Origin of the sequence: Flavobacterium psychrolimnae (genome assembly GCF_003312425.1) — a bacterium.
GTDB lineage: Bacteria > Bacteroidota > Bacteroidia > Flavobacteriales > Flavobacteriaceae > Flavobacterium > Flavobacterium psychrolimnae.
Window position 1 is genome coordinate 284,894 of sequence record NZ_QNUX01000003.1, and the last position, 18,880, is coordinate 303,773.

Genomic DNA, 18,880 nt, shown 5'->3' on the forward strand with positions numbered 1-18,880 from the left:
TAGGTTTATTTTTTATTCTATTGGAGCTGTAACTGTAATGATTGTACCTTCGCCTTTTGATGATTTTATGTCAAAAACGCCATCACATTCTTTAGCTCTAAAAAGTATATTTTGGAGGCCAATCCCTTTTCTAGCTGTTTTAACATTGAAACCAATACCGTCATCGGTGATCTTCAAAATCAAGTGATCCTCTACTTTTTTTAGTTCAATTTTGATGATATTCGCATTAGCATATTTATTAATATTTTGAAGTGCCTCCTGCAGAATACGATAAAAATTAATTTTCAAGGAGTTACTCACCAATTCCCATTTTATAGCTGGATCAATACTGGAAACAAATTTAGATTTATGTGTCTTTTTCTGTTCTTCGAATAAATTATCAACTATGGCGACGAAGTTATTAATTAATTCTGATTTTTCTCTATTCAGATCATGAGAAATCTCACGGATATCCTGTTCAATATTCTTTAATTCTGTTAAATAGTTGTTTCTTTTCTCAACGGCGGTCTCATCTAGAATTTTATTCAAACTATCTAAATTAATTCGCACACCAAACATCCTACCCAATACTCCATCATGCAGCTCGCGAGCTACCCTTTTTTTCTCCTTAATTCTATTTATTTCAATTGAATTTTGTTGTGAAATCATCAAATTATAGATTTCTTCATTTGCCATTTGCTGCTGTTGCTTGAATAACAGTTCTCTATTTTTTGCTTTTTGTGTTTTAATGACAAACGAAAACAAACCGAGCATCGCTAAACCAGTGAAAAAATATAGTAAGTTTCTATTTTGTTGCACTAAGTCGGTATTTTCACTTTTGATTTCCTCCGTTTCGTATTCTATTCGGGTGAATTTATTACCCATCTTACGTTCTGATTTTTGGAGTTTCTCGCTGACCTTAATATAATCATTTGCATAAACCGCAGCATTTTGTGGTTCAATAACCGATAATTGTTTTAAAGAATTTAAAACGTTTCGGTAATTGTCTGTCTTTTGAGACAATTCAAGCGCTTGTTTTGCATATTGACTTGCTTGTGCAGTATCTTTCTTTGAAATAAAATACTCAGATAAATTTATTTTACTTGCTATGATACCGGCAGTAAGTTGTAAACTATCCCTGATTTTCAATGATTTAAAAAACAAGTCTGGTAACTTTTCCTTTTCGTGAAGCTTGAATTTAGAATACGCTAAATTATTTAACAACATGGCATAAATATATGGCTTATCTCTCGATATGTTTTTTTGGACTAATCCTTTTTGGAAGTAGCTTTTGGCTTGTTGGTATTTTTCTCTTTTAAGGTATAGATAACCTATATTATTGTAAGAAGTTGCTTTTGGCTGATAAAAAGAGGCCATTAACTCATCATCTATACTTGCTAAAGCTCTTTTGTGATAAACCATTGCATTGTCATAATCTTCCAGTTCATTATAAATTAATCCTAATAAATTATATGCATCATACAATACGTCACTTTGGTTGGTATTTTTTATAATTTTTAATGCTTTTGAAGCAGCTTTTTCAGATCCTAAAAAGTCGCTTTGATTAAATTGTATGTTTGCCTTTTTTATAATTGTTTTTGCCAAATTATAATCATCATTTAACTCAACATACATTTTCTCTGCTTTGTCATAGTATAAAAATGAACTATCCGGTATCCCCTGAGAATCATAATAATCTCCTAAATAATTATTACCTTTTGCCATACTAAAAGCATCTTGCTTCATTGCAGATTTTTCTAGCACTAATCGCACCATTCTTTTATACTCCTTCCAGTTTTCTAAGTTATAATATCGATTTGCTACCTTGAAGAGGTTTACACGATGTAAAGAATCATTTTCTTGAGGTCTAATAATTTTAAAGGCCTTTTGTATGTATTTTTCTCGTTGTTCAGATGGTAAATCAAAATTGTTCGCTAATGACAAATACTTAGAGAGACTGTCTCTAGAATCTATTGATGTTTCGGATTGAGTACTTTTTTTAGTACACCCAAAAAATAAAGAAATAAAAAAAAGTATTATATATAATGGATGTTTCAATAGTAGAAATGTTTTACCATCAAAAATAAGAAAATAAACTTCTTGACATAAAAAAAGCTGTCAAAATATTTTGACAGCTTTTTTTTGCTAATAGGATTATTCTAAATTAATTAGTCCATTTTCTTATTTCCACCTGTTCCACCATTTCCAGCAAGATCTAGTTTCACATTTTCGATTTTGAAAACTTCTGATTTATTGTCGTTTGTTGAAGTAACTTCTTCATTTGAAGTAAATGAAGTTAATACCATTACTAAAGAGAATAATCCGATTGTTAAAATTGCTTTTTTCATAATTTGGGGATTTTTATGTTGTTGTTTGATTTTGTTTGTTTTAGAATCGCATTAGCGTTGAATTCTTTTGTAAAACTACACAGACAACTTCACTTTTTCTTACAAAAAACAGCAGATATGGTAGAATACTCCCGAATGAGAGTGAATGAATGTCAAATCTGGGTGAATGGATTATTTTAGATTTCTAAATAATTTCCGTTGGCAAATTCGGAGATAATTAGGTCTATATTTTTCTTATAAGACTTAGAAAAAGGAAGTTTGACAGGACTGTTTTTAATATAACACACAGAGTTCCCACTGTGAATTCTGGAGATATAACTCCTATTGACAATATAACTGTTATGAATTCTGATGAAAGGATAGGACAAAACGCCTTCAAAATGCTTTAATGTTTTGAATGCGGTAATCATTTCGCCATTATTTAAATAAATATCCGTTGAATTATTATCTGCTCGAAGATAACAAATGTCTTTTGCCGCAATATAACGATGATCTCCATAGGACTTAATACACAATGTCAACGATTGGCCTTGATTTATGCTTTCGGGTTGGGCGATAAAAATTGGTTTCTCTTCCTGAATTACAGATTCCTCCGAATCGACAACATTTTCGGTTTGTGATTTATTTAATTTCAAAATCAGTTTTACCAAATCGATTCTAACCAATGGTTTTATCAAATAATCCGTTACTTCATATTTTATAGCTTCAAAAGCTAAATCTTTTTTCCTCGTTGTAATGATAATTTTAGGGATGACCTTTAAATACCTGTGTAGTTCATTGATCAAAGACAAAGACAAATTACTGGCTGTATCTAAAGGATCGATTTCGAGAAAAATTAATTGCGGATTCTGTTCTAATATAAGATTTATACCTTCCTCGTAATTATTTGCCGATGCTACGAAATCAAGTTCTGAAAAACAATCAGCTACTGCTTTAGTTTTCAAAACACTTTCTTGATTGTCGTCAATAATAATGTACGAATACTTCATCAATGGTTTTTTCCTGGAATTTTAAGGCATTACGCAATACATCTAAAGTATAAATTCACTTTAAACTATTAAGTAATATTGGTGATTTTGGGAAACTAATTAAACAAAAAACTATTATTTAACATTCTAAAAATAAGCATTTAACAATTTTTACCTATCTCTTGTTAATATGTTTTTAACAAATGTTGACATGTTAAGATGAAGTGCAAATATATCCGATAAAGAGCATTATTTTTTATTTTAAAACCAGTTAAAAATTATAACTGTCTAGTAAATCATGCCTGAAAACATCACGTTATTATCCAAAAAAAATTCCAATAGAAAATCTTTTACCCATTTTATTGAGGACGTAAAAATTTAACATATCGATTGTTTATAACATTGTCCGAATTAACAATCAAAAAAGTATACGAAAAACACTTTTTTTACAAATTTATCTTACTTTTATCCGAAAAAACAACCTATGAAAAAATTATTCGTGTTATTATGCCTATCCCTTTTTGCAGTTGGTTACAGCCAAGATGACAAACAAACTGATTATCCAAAAAATGAAATGAAAATAAATGCCTTATTTTTAGTGGCAGGAGCTTTAGAGGTAAGCTATGAAAGAATTCTTAATGAAGAATCCGCCTTTGGTGCTTCTTTGTTATTACCAATAGATGACGACATTGATACAAAACTAATGTTTACTCCTTACTATCGCTATTATTTTGGTAAAAAGCCTGCAGCAGGTTTTTTTGCGGAAGGTTTTGGTATGCTTAACAACTACGAAAGCTACAAATACAACACCATTGGAAACGAATCAAGAACAACTAATCGCACTGATTTTGCTTTAGGTTTTGGGCTCGGTGCCAAATGGATTACCAAAAAAGGATTTATCTTTGAAATAAATGGTGGTGTGGGACGTAATCTTTTTAATAGTACAGATACGGATTACGAAATCGTAGGCCGAGGCGGCATAACCTTTGGTTACCGATTTAACTAAAATAAGAAAGGCTTCTCAATCGAGAAGCCTTTTTAATATAAATGAATCTGTGATTACATTTTCATCAACCAGTTTTTCATTGAAACTTCATTTTCGATAATGGATTTCAAGTCTGAAATAGCCACACGATCTTGTTTCATGGTATCTCTATGACGAATTGTTACCGTTTGATCTTCTATTGTTTGATGATCAACAGTTATACAAAACGGAGTTCCTAATGCATCTTGTCTTCTATAACGTCTTCCTACCGCATCTTTTTCATCATACGAAACATTGAAATCCCAACGCAAATCATCAATAATTTTATGTGCGATTTCTGGTAATCCGTCTTTTTTCACTAATGGTAAGATGGCTGCTTTTGTCGGAGCCAAAACCGAAGGTAATTTCAACACTGTTCTTGTAGAACCATCTTCTAACGTTTCTTCTTTTAATGAAGTTGCAAAAACTGCCAAGAACATTCTATCCAAACCTACAGAAGTTTCCACAACATAAGGAACATAATTCTGGTTCAGTTCCGCATCAAAATACTGTAATTTTCTACCGGAGAATTGTTCGTGCGCTTTCAAGTCAAAATCCGTACGAGAGTGAATCCCTTCTAATTCTTTGAATCCAAAAGGAAAATTAAATTCAATATCAGCAGCAGCATTGGCATAATGCGCTAATTTTTCGTGATCGTGGAAACGATAATTTTCTCTTCCTAAACCAAGTGATAAATGCCATTTCAAACGAGCTTCTTTCCAGAATTCATAATGCTTCATTTCTTCGCCTGGACGTACAAAAAACTGCATTTCCATTTGTTCAAACTCACGCATACGGAAAATGAACTGTCTTGCAACGATTTCATTTCTAAATGCTTTTCCGGTTTGTGCAATTCCAAAAGGAACTTTCATTCGTCCTGATTTTTGAACATTCAGGAAGTTGACAAAAATACCCTGAGCTGTTTCCGGACGCAAATATAAATCCATTGCTGAATCAGCTGAGGCACCAAGTTTTGTTCCGAACATCAAGTTGAATTGACGCACTTCGGTCCAGTTTCTTGAACCTGATTCCGGACAAGCAATTTCTAATTCTTCGATTAATGCTTTTACATCTTCCAAATCTTCGTTACCAAGAGAGCGAGCCATTCTTTCCAGAATTTCTCTTTCTTTGGCTTTGTACTCCATCACACGGGCATTTGTTGTTACAAACTCCTGTTCGTTGAAAGCATCTCCAAAACGAGCTCTGGCTTTTTCGATTTCTTTGATTGCTTTTTGATTTAGTTTTTCAGCATAATCTTCAATCAAAACATCGGCTCTATATCTTCTTTTCGAATCTTTGTTGTCAACTAATGGATCGTTAAAAGCGTCAACGTGACCCGATGCTTTCCAAGTAGTTGGATGCATCAATATTGCCGCGTCAAGACCTACAATATTATCGTTCATTTGAACCATCGCTTTCCACCAATATTCGCGTATGTTCTTTTTTAATTCTACTCCGTTTTGTGCATAATCATAGACTGCACTTAAACCATCGTATATTTCGCTTGACGGAAAAATAAATCCGTATTCTTTTGCATGCGAAACTACATTCTTAAATAAATCTTCTTGTTTTGCCATAATGATGCAAAAATATAAAAAGTGAACTTAAAAAAAAGAAAATTGTTAAAGATTGAAGCATTGATTTGTCTATTTTTATAAATAAATCCCTGATTACATGTTTGAAAGCATTATTAATCTCTTTTTTCCAAAAGTCTGTTCCGGTTGCAGCTCTTTTTTATTGTCCAATGAAAATGTAATTTGTACGGTTTGCAGACACGATATTCCGCTGACGAATCATCATTTGAATCCAGAAAATGATGCTTTCAAAAAGTTTTATGGACGAATTCCTGTAATGCATACTTCGGCCTTATTTTATTTTCATAAAAAGGGAATTGCACAGGAGCTCATTCATAATTTAAAATACAAAGGGCATGAAGAAATAGGGGCAATTCTTGGCGAATGGTACGCTGAAGATTTAAAAACGATCGATTTATTACAATCTGTTGATGAAATTATTCCGGTTCCATTGCACCGAAGAAAACTAAAAGAAAGAGGATACAATCAAGTTACTGCTTTTGGAAAAGCACTTTCTTCGAGTTTAAATATCGATTATAATGATTCTATTTTGGTTCGAAATGTGTACTCGAAAACACAATCCAAGAAAAATTTATTAGGCAGAACAGAAGGAATCGAAAGCACTTTTGATGTTTCCTTTACTGAAAAAGACCACAATAAACATTTCCTTTTAATAGATGACGTCATAACAACAGGATCAACACTGGAAGCTTGTTCCAGAGCATTACTGAAAATTCCTGGCGCAAAAATCAGCATTGTTTGTATGGCAATGGCGCAATCATAATTTGGTAATTTATATTCTAAAATGGATATGTAAAACATAATGGCAATTTAAAGCACTGTCGTTTTTTAGCCCTGATTGCAGTGGAAATCCTTTCTAGTCCTGAACTTGTTTCAGGATTCTGAAACAAGTTCAGAACTGGAAAGATTGTAGCGAAAAGCAGGAAATAGCTCCTGAAAACAAGTCTGTTACAACTCCAAAGAGCACACTATCAATTAATTTAATGAAATTATAACGAAATAGAATTTCCGTTTCCAAAGTTTAATGTTTAAATTTGAATAAATATTTATAAATCATTAAACAATCATATTATGGCTTTTGAATTACCACAATTACCTTATGCGTACGACGCATTAGAACCTTATATTGATGCGCGCACGATGGAAATTCATCACACGAAACATCACAACGCTTACATTACCAACGTGAATGCTGCAATTGCAGGTACGGATATGGAAGGTAAGACCATCGAAAATATTTTGATTAATCTTGATATGAAAAACATGCCAGTTCGTAACAATGGTGGTGGTTTTTATAATCATAATTTGTTTTGGACGGTTATGACACCAGACGGTGGCGGACTTCCAACTGGAGATTTATTGGCAGCGATTGAAGCTTCTTTTGGAACTTTTGAAGAATTTAAAGCAAGTTTCAGCAAAGCTGGAGCAACACAATTTGGTTCTGGATGGGCTTGGCTTTGTGTTCATAAAGGTGGAAAATTAGAAGTTTGCGGCACTCCAAATCAAGACAATCCATTGATGCCAGGTGTAGGTTGTGGCGGAACTCCAATTTTAGCGATGGATGTTTGGGAACATGCTTACTATTTGCATTATCAAAACAGAAGACCAGATTATATCGAAGCTTTTTTCAATGTAATTAACTGGACGGAAGTGGCTAGAAGATTTGCTTTAGAGAAATAGTTTTTTTTTCGAAAAACCTAGAATAAAGAATATAGAGAATAGACAAAGTGACTTAAAAGTTAATTTGTCTATTTTTTTATGCCTTATAGTTTGCTCATATTTCACATCAAAAAAGACGAATAAACTCTTGGCTTATTCGTCTTTTCTATTTTCTATTCTCTTTCTTCTATTCTCTTTTATCAGACTTTATTCCAATAAAAAAGGTGGAATTGCTTCCACCCTTTTTGCCCCAAATCTACCATAAACTTAACCTACTAATGTTATGGTGAGTCAAAATTATAGTACTTGTTCGTTGCTGCCAAATAAATTAGATGAACAACTTAGAAAACCGATTAAAACCCCATCAGGCCAAATATTAATAGGCTCTGGCGTCTTTTCCTTCATAAAAGTTCATGAATGCTCGGTTTACTACTCGGTTTCCTCCTGGCGTAGGATAGTCTCCGGTAAAATACCAATCTCCTAAATTCTTAGGACAAGCAATGTGTAAATCTTCTACAGTTTGGAAAATAATTTTCACTTCGGCTTTGATTTCTGGTGAACTCAACATTTCGGCAATTTTATCCGAAACCTCTTGCGCTTCAAAAGGTGCATATATCGCTGTCACATAATTTACAACCTCACTATCCTTGAAATTTTCCTGCGCTTTGCATTTCGCGTAAACTTCATCAACAATATGATACAAGTTTCTTTCTTTTAGCAATTCTAAAGCTGCTTTGAAAGCCACTAAACCTTCCAGTTTTGCCATATCAATTCCGTAACAATCCGGATAGCGTATTTGTGGTGCCGATGAAACGACAACAATTCGCTTTGGATTCAAACGATCCATCATTTTGATAATACTCATTTTCAAGGTAGTTCCTCGAACAATACTATCATCAATAATAACTAAATTATCCGTTGGTTTTATAACGCCATAGGTTACATCATAAACGTGAGCTACTAAATCGTCACGACTACTATCCTCTGTAATAAAGGTTCTTAGTTTCGCATCTTTGATGGCTACTTTTTCCGTACGAATTTTTACTGCTAATAATTCTTGCAGTGATTCCTTCGTTAATGTATTTCTGTTTTGCAGAATATAATTATTCTTTCTTTGATTCAAGAAATCTTGTGCCGCTTCAACCAATCCGTAGAAAGAAGTTTCAGCCGTATTTGGAATATAAGAGAAAACCGTATTGTCTGTATCTTGATCAATTGATTTCAAAACCGCCGGAAGAATAAGTCTTCCCAGTGTTTTTCTTTCTTGATATATTTCGGCATCACTTCCTCTGGAGAAATAAATTCGCTCAAAAGAACAGGCTTTTTTAACCGTTGGCGCAAGAATTTCCTGCATAGAAACCGTTCCGTTTTTCTTGATAATTAATGCGTTTCCTGGTTCAATTTCCTGAACTTTTTCGAAAGGGACATTGAAAACCGTTTGGATTACAGGTCTTTCTGAGGCTACTACCACTATTTCATCATCTTGATAAAAATAAGCGGGACGAATTCCTGCCGGATCTCTAAAAACAAATGAATCACCATGACCTAAAAGTCCTGCCATTGCGTAACCGCCATCTAAATTTTTAGAAGCTCGGGCCAAAATCTTGGCAACATCAAGTTTCTCTGCAATTACCGGCGAAGCTTCTCTTTTTGTCAATCCATTATTTTTACATTCTTGGTACAAATCAGTTACTTCATCATCCAAAAAGTGACCTATTTTTTCCATTACCGTAACCGTATCCGCCATTTCTTTTGGATGCTGACCTAGTTCCACTAAACTTTGAAAAAGCTCTTTAACATTCGTCATGTTGAAATTTCCAGCCAAAATCAAGTTTCTGTGCATCCAGTTATTCTGACGTAAAAAAGGATGAACACTTTCGATGCTGTTTTTCCCAAAAGTTCCGTAACGAACGTGTCCCAAAAACAATTCACCTAAATAAGGAATTTTATGTTTTTGTAACGCCACATCATCTGCGTATTCGGGATGAGCGGCCATTTCCTCATTTATTCTGTCGTTTATCTGAGCAAAAACATCCTGAATTGGTTGCGCGTGATTGGAACGAACACGACTAATGTAGCGTTCTCCCGGTTCCACGTCTAATTTAATACTTGCAAAACCAGCACCATCTTGACCGCGATTGTGTTGTTTTTCCATCAAAAGATACATTTTTTGGATTCCGTAAAAAGCTGTTCCGTATTTCTCTTTGTAAAATTCAAGCGGTTTAAGTAATCTAATTAAGGCTATACCACACTCGTGTTTTAAAGCATCGCTCATTGTAAAGTTGTTTGTGTTGTTGTGTTATTCTAAAAAATAAATTGAACTGATTAAAAAATGATAAATCAGATGTAATTCCCTGCTAATTTTTGGTGACAAAAAAAACCCCGTTTCCGAGGTTTCAATATATTATAATTCTATGTCAAATTGTGTCAGTGATTTGAATTGTTGCAATCTGGACACTACTTCTGTTTTATCTAAATCGAGCATTCTTTCGGTTCCAAATTTCTCCACACAAAAGGAAGCCAAATTCGATCCCTGAATAATTGCATTTTTCATATTTTCGAATGAAATATTTTCGCTCTGTGTTAAATATCCTGCAAATCCTCCGGCAAAAGTATCTCCTGCTCCAGTTGGATCAAAAACTTCTTCAAGTGGTAATGCCGGTGCAAAGAAAACTTCTTTATTATGAAAAATAAGTGCTCCGTGTTCCCCTTTTTTAATTACAACATATTTAGGTCCCATCGCTTGGATTTTTGCAGCCGCTTTCACTAAAGAATATTCTCCAGAAAGTTGTCTTGCTTCCTCATCATTGATGGTTATTACATCTACACGTTTTATTACATCCATCAATTCCGGCAACGCACAATCCATCCAAAAATTCATAGTATCTAATACTGTTAATTTAGGCTGAGTCTCCATTTGGTCCAAAACACTGCTTTGTACCAATGGATGTAAGTTTCCTAACATTACTATTTCGGCATTTTTATAGTCTTGAGGAACTTTTGGTTGAAAATCAGCCAAAACGTTTAATTGAGTATCCAGCGTATCTCTAGAATTCAAGTCATTGTGATAACGACCACTCCAAAAGAAAGTTTTCCCACCATTTACAACTTCAAGACCAGAAATATCTATGTTTCTTGCGGTCAATAAATCTAAATATTCTTGTGGAAAATCATCACCAACTACAGAAACTATAGCAGATTGTACATTAAAAAAAGAAGCGGATAGACCGATATAAGTTGCTGCACCACCTAAAATTTTGTCCGTTTTTCCAAATGGAGTTTCAATTGCGTCGAAAGCTACTGTTCCAACAATCAATAATTTATTCATTATATACGTTTCGAATTAAGGCGCAAAGATAGTTTATAAGTTGTAAAGTTGCAATGGTTTTAAATCTCAAAGTTTACTTAAAATATTAGCTTAATTTCTATTTATAAAAGGTTTCTAAATGTATTACTTAAAATTTTCATTTTGATAAATTGGCTTAAATTTGCTTGTCGTTTTTTAACTAAATTTGTTTAACAATAATTTAAAATAATGAAAATAAAATCAAGTTTCTTAGTTTTAATTTTTTTGCTAATCTCATGCGAAAGTAAGGAGCCAAATTTTTCTAAAGAAATTATTAGAAATTTTAGCGAATCTAGCGAGGTTAACGACACTATAATCAAAGTACCTCCGCCCATTTCATACCAAATTGACTTATACGTTAAGGCTAGTGATAAAGAAATACTTTTAAGTAGCGTTAGTGAATTGTTATTTATATATAAAAACCATTACTTTTTAGAATTTGATTCTTTTGCAAAATTTCTAAATGCTGTTTTAAATCAAGATTATGTTTTGGACAATAAAGTACATAATAAAAAAACTTATTTAGAAAGTTTTAAAGTTAACCCAAATATTGAAAAAGATTTCAACCGCTTAGGTATTAAGGGGTTTTTAACAAAATATTCAAAAGAAACAGCTTCAAAAAGAATAGCTCTCAAACGCGAAATTATAAAAGAAGGAGAATACTCAACCATAGCATACATTTTATTCAAAAATGGGTATGATTTAAGTTCTGATTGTTATCTAGGAATTGATTACATTAGAAAAAGAGAAGAATCTTTTAAATAATCACAACAGTTTTGCCTCTTCTTTTTCATAGAAAGCATCTACAGAAAGTTGTTTTTGCATCGAAGCCATAACGGCCAATTCATCGCACCTTTCGTTTTGAACATGATTGTTATGCCCTTTGATCCATTTGAAATCTACTTTGTGTTTTCTGTAGACTATTAAAAAACGCTTCCACAAATCGGAATTTTTCCTATCAACAAATCCTTTTTTTTCCCAACCTAAAACCCATTTTTTAACCACCGAATCAACTACATATTTAGAATCAGAAACAACTAAAACCCTAGTGTTCGGATTTTTTAACTTTTCAAGACCAACAATAACAGCTAATAATTCCATTCTATTATTGGTCGTACGACGAAAACCTTCATAAAATTCTTTCTTATACGGTTTTCCCACCCATTCCATGACTACTCCGTAACCGCCATTTCCAGGATTCCCTTTGGCAGCACCATCAGTATATATATGTACGTCGTGTTCCATTTATGAATTAGGATTTTTGATTTAGGATTCCCTCTATTACTGTTGGGAAATATTTTTGTTCTAATTCATGTATTTTTGCAGCTACTTCTTCCGGTGTTTCATCACCCGCTAAAACAACATTTTGTTGAAAAATAATATTTCCTTCATCATAATTTTCATTTACAAAATGAATGGTAATTCCCGTTTCCTTTTCATTATTGGCAACAATTGCATTGTGAATGTGCATGCCATACATTCCTTTTCCGCCATACTTTGGCAACAATGCAGGATGAATATTTATGATCTTATCCGGATAGGCTGCAATGATATTTTCTGGAAATTTCAACAAAAAACCAGCTAAAACAATCAAATCAGGTTGAATTACGTTTATTTTTTGTAATAATTCACTTTCAAAAAGCTGTTCTTTTGAGAAAATTTGTGTTGGAACCCCATACTTTTTTGCTCTTTCAATTACTTTGGCATTTGGGTTGTTTGTGAACACCGCTGCTACGGTTCCCAGTTTAGATTGTACAAAATACTTTATGATATTCTCAGCATTAGTACCCGATCCAGAAGCAAAAAGCACAATTTTTTTCATAACGTAGCATGTTTTAATTGCACAAAAAAAGGCATAAAAAATGAAAATAAATAACATTGTCTCGGGTTTGTTAAAATAAATTTCATAAATTAGATGTCACATTTATTAACTAAATAGTTGTTTTAAAATAAAGTTTTTTATTTTTGCCAACAAATTAAATTCTAAAATTAAAGATTATGTCAGACATTGCATCAAGAGTAAAAGCGATTATCGTAGACAAATTAGGCGTTGACGAAAACGAAGTTGTAACAGAAGCAAGCTTCACTAATGATTTAGGAGCTGACTCATTAGACACTGTTGAGCTTATTATGGAATTCGAAAAAGAATTTGATATCCAAATTCCAGACGATCAAGCAGAAAACATCGCTACTGTAGGTCAAGCAATCTCTTACATCGAGGAAGCTAAAAAATAATAAAGTACACACCCGTTTGCATTTTTGTAAACGGGTGTTATTATTTTTTTTTTAAAATTAAATTCGAGATTGAATTTCAATCAAAAATATATTTATTGTAATACCCATGGCTCTTTTGTAATAGTAATACAGTAAAGAAAGCATGGGTTTTATTTGTTTAAAGATAACAAAAATAAAGAATTTATGGTATTAAGACGAGTTGTTGTAACAGGTTTAGGCGCTCTTACACCTATTGGAAATAACATTGAAGAATATTGGAACGGACTTATTAACGGGGTTAGCGGTGCCGCTCCAATAACCTATTTTGACGCTTCAAAATTTAAGACCCAATTTGCCTGCGAATTGAAAAATTTTAATGCTGAAGATTTTTTAGACAGAAAAGAAGCTCGAAAAATGGACCGTTATGCACAATATGCAATGGTTTCATCTGATGAAGCAGTACTTGATGCTGGTTTTAATTTCGAAAAATTAGACAAAGACAGAGTTGGTGTTATTTGGGGTTCAGGAATTGGCGGATTAGAAACGTTTCAAATTGAAATGTTGAACTTTGCAGCCGGCGATGGTACACCAAAATTCAATCCTTTCTTTATACCAAAAATGATTTCGGATATTGCCGGTGGCCATATTTCTATAAAATACGGATTCAGAGGTCCGAACTTTACCACTGTTTCAGCTTGTGCTTCTTCCACAAATGCTATTATTGATGCTTTCAACTACATCCGATTAGGTCATGCAGATGCCATGGTAACTGGAGGATCTGAAGCAGCAGTAACTATAGCAGGAATGGGAGGATTTAATGCTATGCATGCTTTATCTACCAGAAATGATGACCCTAAAACCGCTTCAAGACCAATGGATAAAGACCGTGATGGTTTTATCTTAGGTGAAGGAGCCGGAGCACTAGTACTTGAAGAATATGAACACGCTGTAGCCCGTGGAGCAAAAATTTATTGTGAAGTAGGTGGCGGCGGAATGTCAGCTGATGCATATCACATTACTGCACCGCATCCTGAAGGATTAGGCGCTAAAAACGTAATGTTGAACTGTTTAAGAGATGCTGGCTTGCAAGCAACCGACGTTGATGGTGTAAATATGCACGGAACTTCAACACCACTTGGTGATATGGCAGAATCTAAGGCAATTTTACATGTTTTTGGTGAACATGCCTACACGATGAACTTAAATTCAACTAAATCCATGACGGGCCATTTACTTGGAGCAGCAGGAGCAGTTGAAACAATTTCTTCGATTCTTTCCTTGAAACATGGAATAGTACCTCCTACAATTAATCATTTTACGGATGATGAAAACATAGATTCTAAACTAAACTTTACATTTAATAAAGCTCAGAAAAGAGATATGAATGTTGTTATGAGTAATACTTTTGGTTTTGGAGGTCACAATGCTTGTGTATTGGTTAAAAAATTAGAAATCTAATTATATATGCGTATAATCAGAAAAATATTTTCAAAATCCCGTTCTACAGAAGACGGGATTTTTTTTGATTCTATTCAGAAAATCTTAGGATTTGCTCCCGTAAATCTTGATTTTTATAAAAAAGCATTCACCCATCGCTCCTCAAATCGCCTCGATATTTTAGGGAATCCCATCAATTACGAACGTTTAGAATTTTTGGGTGACGCTATGTTAAGTTCTGTTATTGCTGCTCATTTATTCAACAAAGCACCTGCAGGAGATGAAGGTTATTTGACTAAAATGCGCTCTAAAATTGTGAGCAGAGAGCACTTGAACGAATTAGGTAAAGACCTAAACTTAGTACAATATATAGAAAGCAAAGTGCCACTTCAGCATTTTGGAGAAAACATTCATGGTAATATTTTTGAATCATTAGTCGGAGCAATTTACCTAGACCGAGGTTATGTTTATTGTGAAAAATTCATTCAAAAAAGAGTTATAGTTCCTTACGTAGATATTGCAAGACTAGAAGGAAAAGTAATCAGCTATAAAAGTCTGATTATAGAATGGTGTCAAAAAGAGAAAAAAATATTTCATTATGATATTTTTGAAGACAATGCCATTGACGGGCAACGGTTGTTTGGTGTAAAACTAAGCATCGATAATAAAGTAATTGCAAAAGCAAGAGCAACCTCTAAAAAGAAGGCAGAAGAAAAAGCATCCCAACGCGCTTATTTTGCATTTCAAGAAAAAATGGATAGGAAATAATCCCAATCTTAATAAAACTATATCGTTTTCGTTCATAAATTAACAAAAACAACACGTTTTGAGGGGCTTATACTTCGTTAGAAATACTATATTTACATCTTATTTTTTCATGAAATGGCTATTCATAAACTGGATCTTGGCGAATTTGACGAAATAGATTACTATCTTATTGCAATTCATACTTCCTTAGAAGACTATCGATTGGCATTTTTTATTAATCAAAAGCTGCCTATAAACCTAAGTAAAAGTGAGAATGAAATTCAAATCAATATAAAAGAAGGAGAGACTAATTTTTCCAGATTTTATTATAATGATATGGAAAGTACCATTACTTGGAATTTAATTCAAAATAAAAATGAGGTTGTCCAATATAAAAAAGGAAATACTCAAAATCTATTTTCAGATGTAACAATGGAAGTAGCTACAAAAGTCTTTTTACTTCCTGAGTTTAAAAAAGTAGACTATTTTTTGAAAATAGAAAACAATGACGATGCTATGGATATATTCAAAATTCAGCTCCTATTAAATACCATAGACAGCATATCAACTGTTTATATAGTAGATACAAATCAAATCAAATCTAAAAACAATTTAATTTTTTAATACAAATGCTTACAAACAAAAAAACTAAAATTGTAGCCACACTTGGGCCTGCATGTAGTACAAGAGAAATCATTAAAGATATGATTGACGCAGGTGTGAATGTGTTCAGAGTAAATTTTTCGCATGCTGATTACGAAGATGTAAAAGAAAAGATAAACATTATCCGAGGTCTAAACGAAGAGTTTGGCTACACTACAGCAATCCTTGGCGATTTACAAGGTCCTAAACTTCGTGTAGGAGTTATGGAAGAAGGCGTTGTAGTACAGGACGGGGACTTAATTACTTTCACAACTGCTGAAGATATTCTTGGAACTGCAAAGAAAGTATTCATGAAATACCAAAACTTTCCAAACGATGTAAATCCAGGAGAAAGAATTTTGCTTGATGATGGAAAACTTATTTTTGAAATCGTTGAGACGGATAAAAAATCAGAAGTTATAGCAAGAGTAATTCAAGGTGGTGAATTAAAATCTAAAAAAGGAGTTAATTTACCAAATACCAAAATATCTCTTCCGGCTATGACTGAGAAAGATATTGCAGATGCTATTTTTGCCATTGGACAAAATGTAGACTGGATTGCATTATCATTTGTAAAAACACCAAGAGACTTACAAGATCTACAAGAATTAATTGCAGAACACTCTGAATATAAAATTCCAATTATTGCCAAAATAGAAATGCCTGAAGCATTAGAAAATATCGACAAAATTGTTGCATATTGTGATGCTTTAATGGTTGCTCGTGGAGATTTAGGAGTTGAACTTCCTGCTCATGAAGTGCCTTTAGTTCAAAAAGAATTAATTCGCAGAGCTAAAACAGCTCGTATTCCAGTTATCGTTGCTACGCAAATGATGGAGACAATGATTACTTCCCTTACGCCAACCCGTGCAGAAGTAAATGATGTTGCCAACTCTGTTATGGATGGTGCCGATGCAGTAATGCTTTCTGGAGAAACAGCTACCGGTAATTACCCAGTACAAGTTATTCAAAAAATGACGCAAATCATTGAAGCTGTAGAAGATTCTCCGCTAATCCAAGTGCCACAAAACACACCTCAAATAAAAACAAAACGTTTTATCACTAAAACAATTTGTCACCACGCTGCGACAATGGCAAACGTCATCAAAGCGAAAGCAATTTGTACTTTGACAAATAGTGGATATACTGCTTTCCAAATTTCAGCTTGGAGACCAAATGCACACATTTTAGTTTTTACATCTAACAAAAGAATCCTTACCCAACTTAATTTATTATGGGGAGTAAAATCTTTCATGTACACTAAAGATGTAAGTACAGATGATACCGTAACAGATATTAATGAAATTGTAAAACAAAAAGGTTTTGTACAAAAAGGAGATTTCCTTATCAATTTAGCAGCAATGCCTATCAAAGATAAAGGAATGGTTAACACCTTGAGAGTATCTGAAATTGAATAGCAAATGCTATTGAAAAATATTTAAAAGTCTGTCTCGTTTGAAAAATGAGACAGACTTTTTGTTTTAAAGACATTTTAAGATTCATCATAAAAAATTAGGAATAATTACACGGTCTTTTATTAAATAAAATTTATATTTGGTAGAACAAAAAATATAAATTTTATGAGTTTTAATTCTAAAAATCCATTTTTAAATAACAAAACTTTTTCCACTGCCGTTTCAAAAAATGAGCAAGTGCATCAAGCTACGGCCATTGATTACAATCAAGAGATGACTTTATCAGGCACCATCAATAAAAGTTTAATCTTATTTTTGCTTCTTACCGCATCTGCAACTGTAATATGGTGGTTGACTTTTAACGGAATAAATCCTTTAGTTCCTGCAATTGGCGGCGCCGTGGTTGGATTAGTTTTAGTGCTTATTGCTGCTTTCAAACCACAATATTCTCCTTATTTAGCTCCCGGATATGCATTATTCGAAGGATTATTTATTGGTGGAATTTCAGCAATATTTGAAGCAATGTATCCTGGAATCGTAATTCAAGCGGTAGGTGCAACATTTGTTACTTTTATGGTTTGTCTGGGATTGTATAAATATAAAATTGTTAAAGTAACCGAACAATTCAAATCAGTAGTAGTCGCTGCTACTTTGGCTATTGCAACGTATTACCTTATCTCTTGGGTTTTTTCTATGTTTACGAGTTTTGTTCCCGTGCACTATGGAAACTCCATGATGAGCATTGGAATCAGCATTTTTGTTATTGTGATTGCTTCTTTAAATCTATTTTTAGATTTTGATCGAATAGAGAAAGGAGCAGAACAAAAAATGCCAAAATACATGGAATGGTATGGTGCTATGGGACTAATGATAACACTGGTTTGGTTGTATATAGAGTTTTTAAGATTGCTTTCTAAATTAAACAGTAAAAGCTAATCCACTACATTAAAAAAAGAAAAAACCTTTCCGAACTGGAAAGGTTTTCTCTTTTTAGGCAGCTTTCTCAAAAGCGATATAATGACTCAAATCACCTTTAGTATTAAAAACAGGAAATCCTTTTATCAAACAAGCATATACTTCTCCATTCTTTTTGTAATTCATTACAATTTTCTCAAAAGGTTGCTGATCAACAATAGCTTTACGAATTTCATTTGAGGTAATTTGGTTAGTCGCCTCGCCTTGAAACATTTTTGGACTTTTACCCAAAACCTCCGCTTCTACATAGCCATTCATTTTCACGATATTGTGTGATGCAAAAACAATCTTCAATTTAGCATCAGTAACAATTATCACTTCCTCTTTGAGACTATTTTTTATATCCCAATTATTCTGAATCCATTTGTTTTGCGAAGCAATTGAATTTAGCTTATTTAAATCCTGAAAAAAGCTCTTTACTGCAGTCAAAAATTCATTATGAAAATCCCAACAAAAAATTGGAGGTGTTTTTACATTTAAACCATTGTGATACATCGCAATAGCATCTTCATATTGTCTAAAATTATTCAT

General features: G+C 33.1%; 19 protein-coding genes. 10 read left to right on the forward strand and 9 right to left on the reverse strand.

The window, feature by feature from the left end; genetic code table 11:
* Positions 1-12: 12 nt before the first annotated feature.
* The 3 genes from DR980_RS05155 to DR980_RS05165 all read right to left on the reverse strand — a co-directional run bounded on the left by DR980_RS05155 (position 13) and on the right by DR980_RS05165 (position 3,316).
* Entirely contained in the window at positions 13-1,923 is a 1,911-nt protein-coding gene (locus DR980_RS05155; RefSeq protein WP_244199259.1) for a tetratricopeptide repeat-containing sensor histidine kinase, read from the reverse strand.
* Between the two features lie 224 nt (positions 1,924-2,147).
* A complete protein-coding gene (locus tag DR980_RS05160) occupies positions 2,148-2,327 on the reverse strand; it encodes a hypothetical protein (protein WP_113634176.1) in 180 nt (59 codons plus the stop codon).
* Positions 2,328-2,503: 176 nt separating this feature from the next.
* The gene (locus DR980_RS05165; RefSeq protein ID WP_113634177.1) at positions 2,504-3,316 is read right to left on the reverse strand and encodes a LytR/AlgR family response regulator transcription factor; all 813 of its coding nucleotides are present in this window, start codon (positions 3,314-3,316) and stop codon (positions 2,504-2,506) included.
* A 463-nt stretch (positions 3,317-3,779) separates the two neighbouring features.
* On the opposite strand from DR980_RS05165, the gene DR980_RS05170 reads away from it, so the two are divergent.
* A complete protein-coding gene (locus tag DR980_RS05170) occupies positions 3,780-4,301 on the forward strand; it encodes a DUF3575 domain-containing protein (protein WP_113634178.1) in 522 nt (173 codons plus the stop codon).
* A gap of 53 nt (positions 4,302-4,354) precedes the next feature.
* Here DR980_RS05170 and DR980_RS05175 read toward each other — a convergent pair whose 3' ends face one another.
* Complete coding sequence (locus DR980_RS05175; protein WP_113634179.1) at positions 4,355-5,896, reverse strand: glycine--tRNA ligase; 1,542 nt, start codon at positions 5,894-5,896, stop codon at positions 4,355-4,357.
* 97 nt (positions 5,897-5,993) lie between these two features.
* Between DR980_RS05175 and DR980_RS05180 the strand changes: the two genes are divergently transcribed.
* Both DR980_RS05180 and DR980_RS05185 read left to right on the forward strand, forming a co-directional pair.
* Entirely contained in the window at positions 5,994-6,677 is a 684-nt protein-coding gene (locus DR980_RS05180) for a ComF family protein (protein WP_113634180.1), read from the forward strand.
* A gap of 308 nt (positions 6,678-6,985) precedes the next feature.
* Entirely contained in the window at positions 6,986-7,594 is a 609-nt protein-coding gene (locus DR980_RS05185) for a superoxide dismutase (protein WP_113634181.1), read from the forward strand.
* A gap of 355 nt (positions 7,595-7,949) precedes the next feature.
* Here the strand turns inward: DR980_RS05185 and DR980_RS05190 are convergent, their stop codons facing one another.
* A complete protein-coding gene (locus tag DR980_RS05190) occupies positions 7,950-9,848 on the reverse strand; it encodes an amidophosphoribosyltransferase (protein ID WP_113634182.1) in 1,899 nt (632 codons plus the stop codon).
* Between the two features lie 129 nt (positions 9,849-9,977).
* The gene (locus DR980_RS05195; RefSeq protein ID WP_113634183.1) at positions 9,978-10,901 is read right to left on the reverse strand and encodes a PfkB family carbohydrate kinase; all 924 of its coding nucleotides are present in this window, start codon (positions 10,899-10,901) and stop codon (positions 9,978-9,980) included.
* Between the two features lie 207 nt (positions 10,902-11,108).
* Between DR980_RS05195 and DR980_RS05200 the strand changes: the two genes are divergently transcribed.
* On the forward strand, positions 11,109-11,684 hold the full coding sequence (locus tag DR980_RS05200; protein WP_113634184.1) for a hypothetical protein: 576 nt from the start codon (positions 11,109-11,111) through the stop codon (positions 11,682-11,684).
* Here DR980_RS05200 and rnhA read toward each other — a convergent pair whose 3' ends face one another.
* Both rnhA and purN read right to left on the reverse strand, forming a co-directional pair.
* Positions 11,685-12,164, reverse strand: a complete 480-nt coding sequence (rnhA, locus tag DR980_RS05205) for a ribonuclease HI (RefSeq protein ID WP_113634185.1) — start codon at positions 12,162-12,164, stop codon at positions 11,685-11,687. It abuts the gene before it with no gap.
* Positions 12,165-12,171: 7 nt separating this feature from the next.
* On the reverse strand, positions 12,172-12,741 hold the full coding sequence (purN, locus tag DR980_RS05210; RefSeq protein ID WP_113634186.1) for a phosphoribosylglycinamide formyltransferase: 570 nt from the start codon (positions 12,739-12,741) through the stop codon (positions 12,172-12,174).
* Between the two features lie 176 nt (positions 12,742-12,917).
* On the opposite strand from purN, the gene DR980_RS05215 reads away from it, so the two are divergent.
* The 6 genes from DR980_RS05215 to DR980_RS05240 all read left to right on the forward strand — a co-directional run bounded on the left by DR980_RS05215 (position 12,918) and on the right by DR980_RS05240 (position 18,310).
* Entirely contained in the window at positions 12,918-13,154 is a 237-nt protein-coding gene (locus tag DR980_RS05215) for an acyl carrier protein (protein WP_007137004.1), read from the forward strand.
* A gap of 183 nt (positions 13,155-13,337) precedes the next feature.
* On the forward strand, positions 13,338-14,591 hold the full coding sequence (gene fabF, locus DR980_RS05220; protein ID WP_113634230.1) for a beta-ketoacyl-ACP synthase II: 1,254 nt from the start codon (positions 13,338-13,340) through the stop codon (positions 14,589-14,591).
* Between the two features lie 6 nt (positions 14,592-14,597).
* Positions 14,598-15,338, forward strand: coding sequence for a ribonuclease III family protein (locus tag DR980_RS05225; RefSeq protein WP_113634187.1), 741 nt, complete (start codon positions 14,598-14,600; stop codon positions 15,336-15,338).
* Between the two features lie 114 nt (positions 15,339-15,452).
* Positions 15,453-15,941, forward strand: coding sequence for an IPExxxVDY family protein (locus tag DR980_RS05230; RefSeq protein WP_113634188.1), 489 nt, complete (start codon positions 15,453-15,455; stop codon positions 15,939-15,941).
* A gap of 5 nt (positions 15,942-15,946) precedes the next feature.
* Positions 15,947-17,377: a pyruvate kinase gene (pyk, locus tag DR980_RS05235; protein ID WP_113634189.1), complete on the forward strand. Its 1,431-nt coding sequence runs from the start codon at positions 15,947-15,949 to the stop codon at positions 17,375-17,377.
* A gap of 162 nt (positions 17,378-17,539) precedes the next feature.
* Positions 17,540-18,310: a Bax inhibitor-1/YccA family protein gene (locus DR980_RS05240; protein ID WP_113634190.1), complete on the forward strand. Its 771-nt coding sequence runs from the start codon at positions 17,540-17,542 to the stop codon at positions 18,308-18,310.
* Between the two features lie 54 nt (positions 18,311-18,364).
* On the opposite strand, the gene DR980_RS05245 is transcribed toward DR980_RS05240, so the two are convergent.
* Complete coding sequence (locus tag DR980_RS05245; protein ID WP_113634191.1) at positions 18,365-18,880, reverse strand: PAS domain-containing protein; 516 nt, start codon at positions 18,878-18,880, stop codon at positions 18,365-18,367.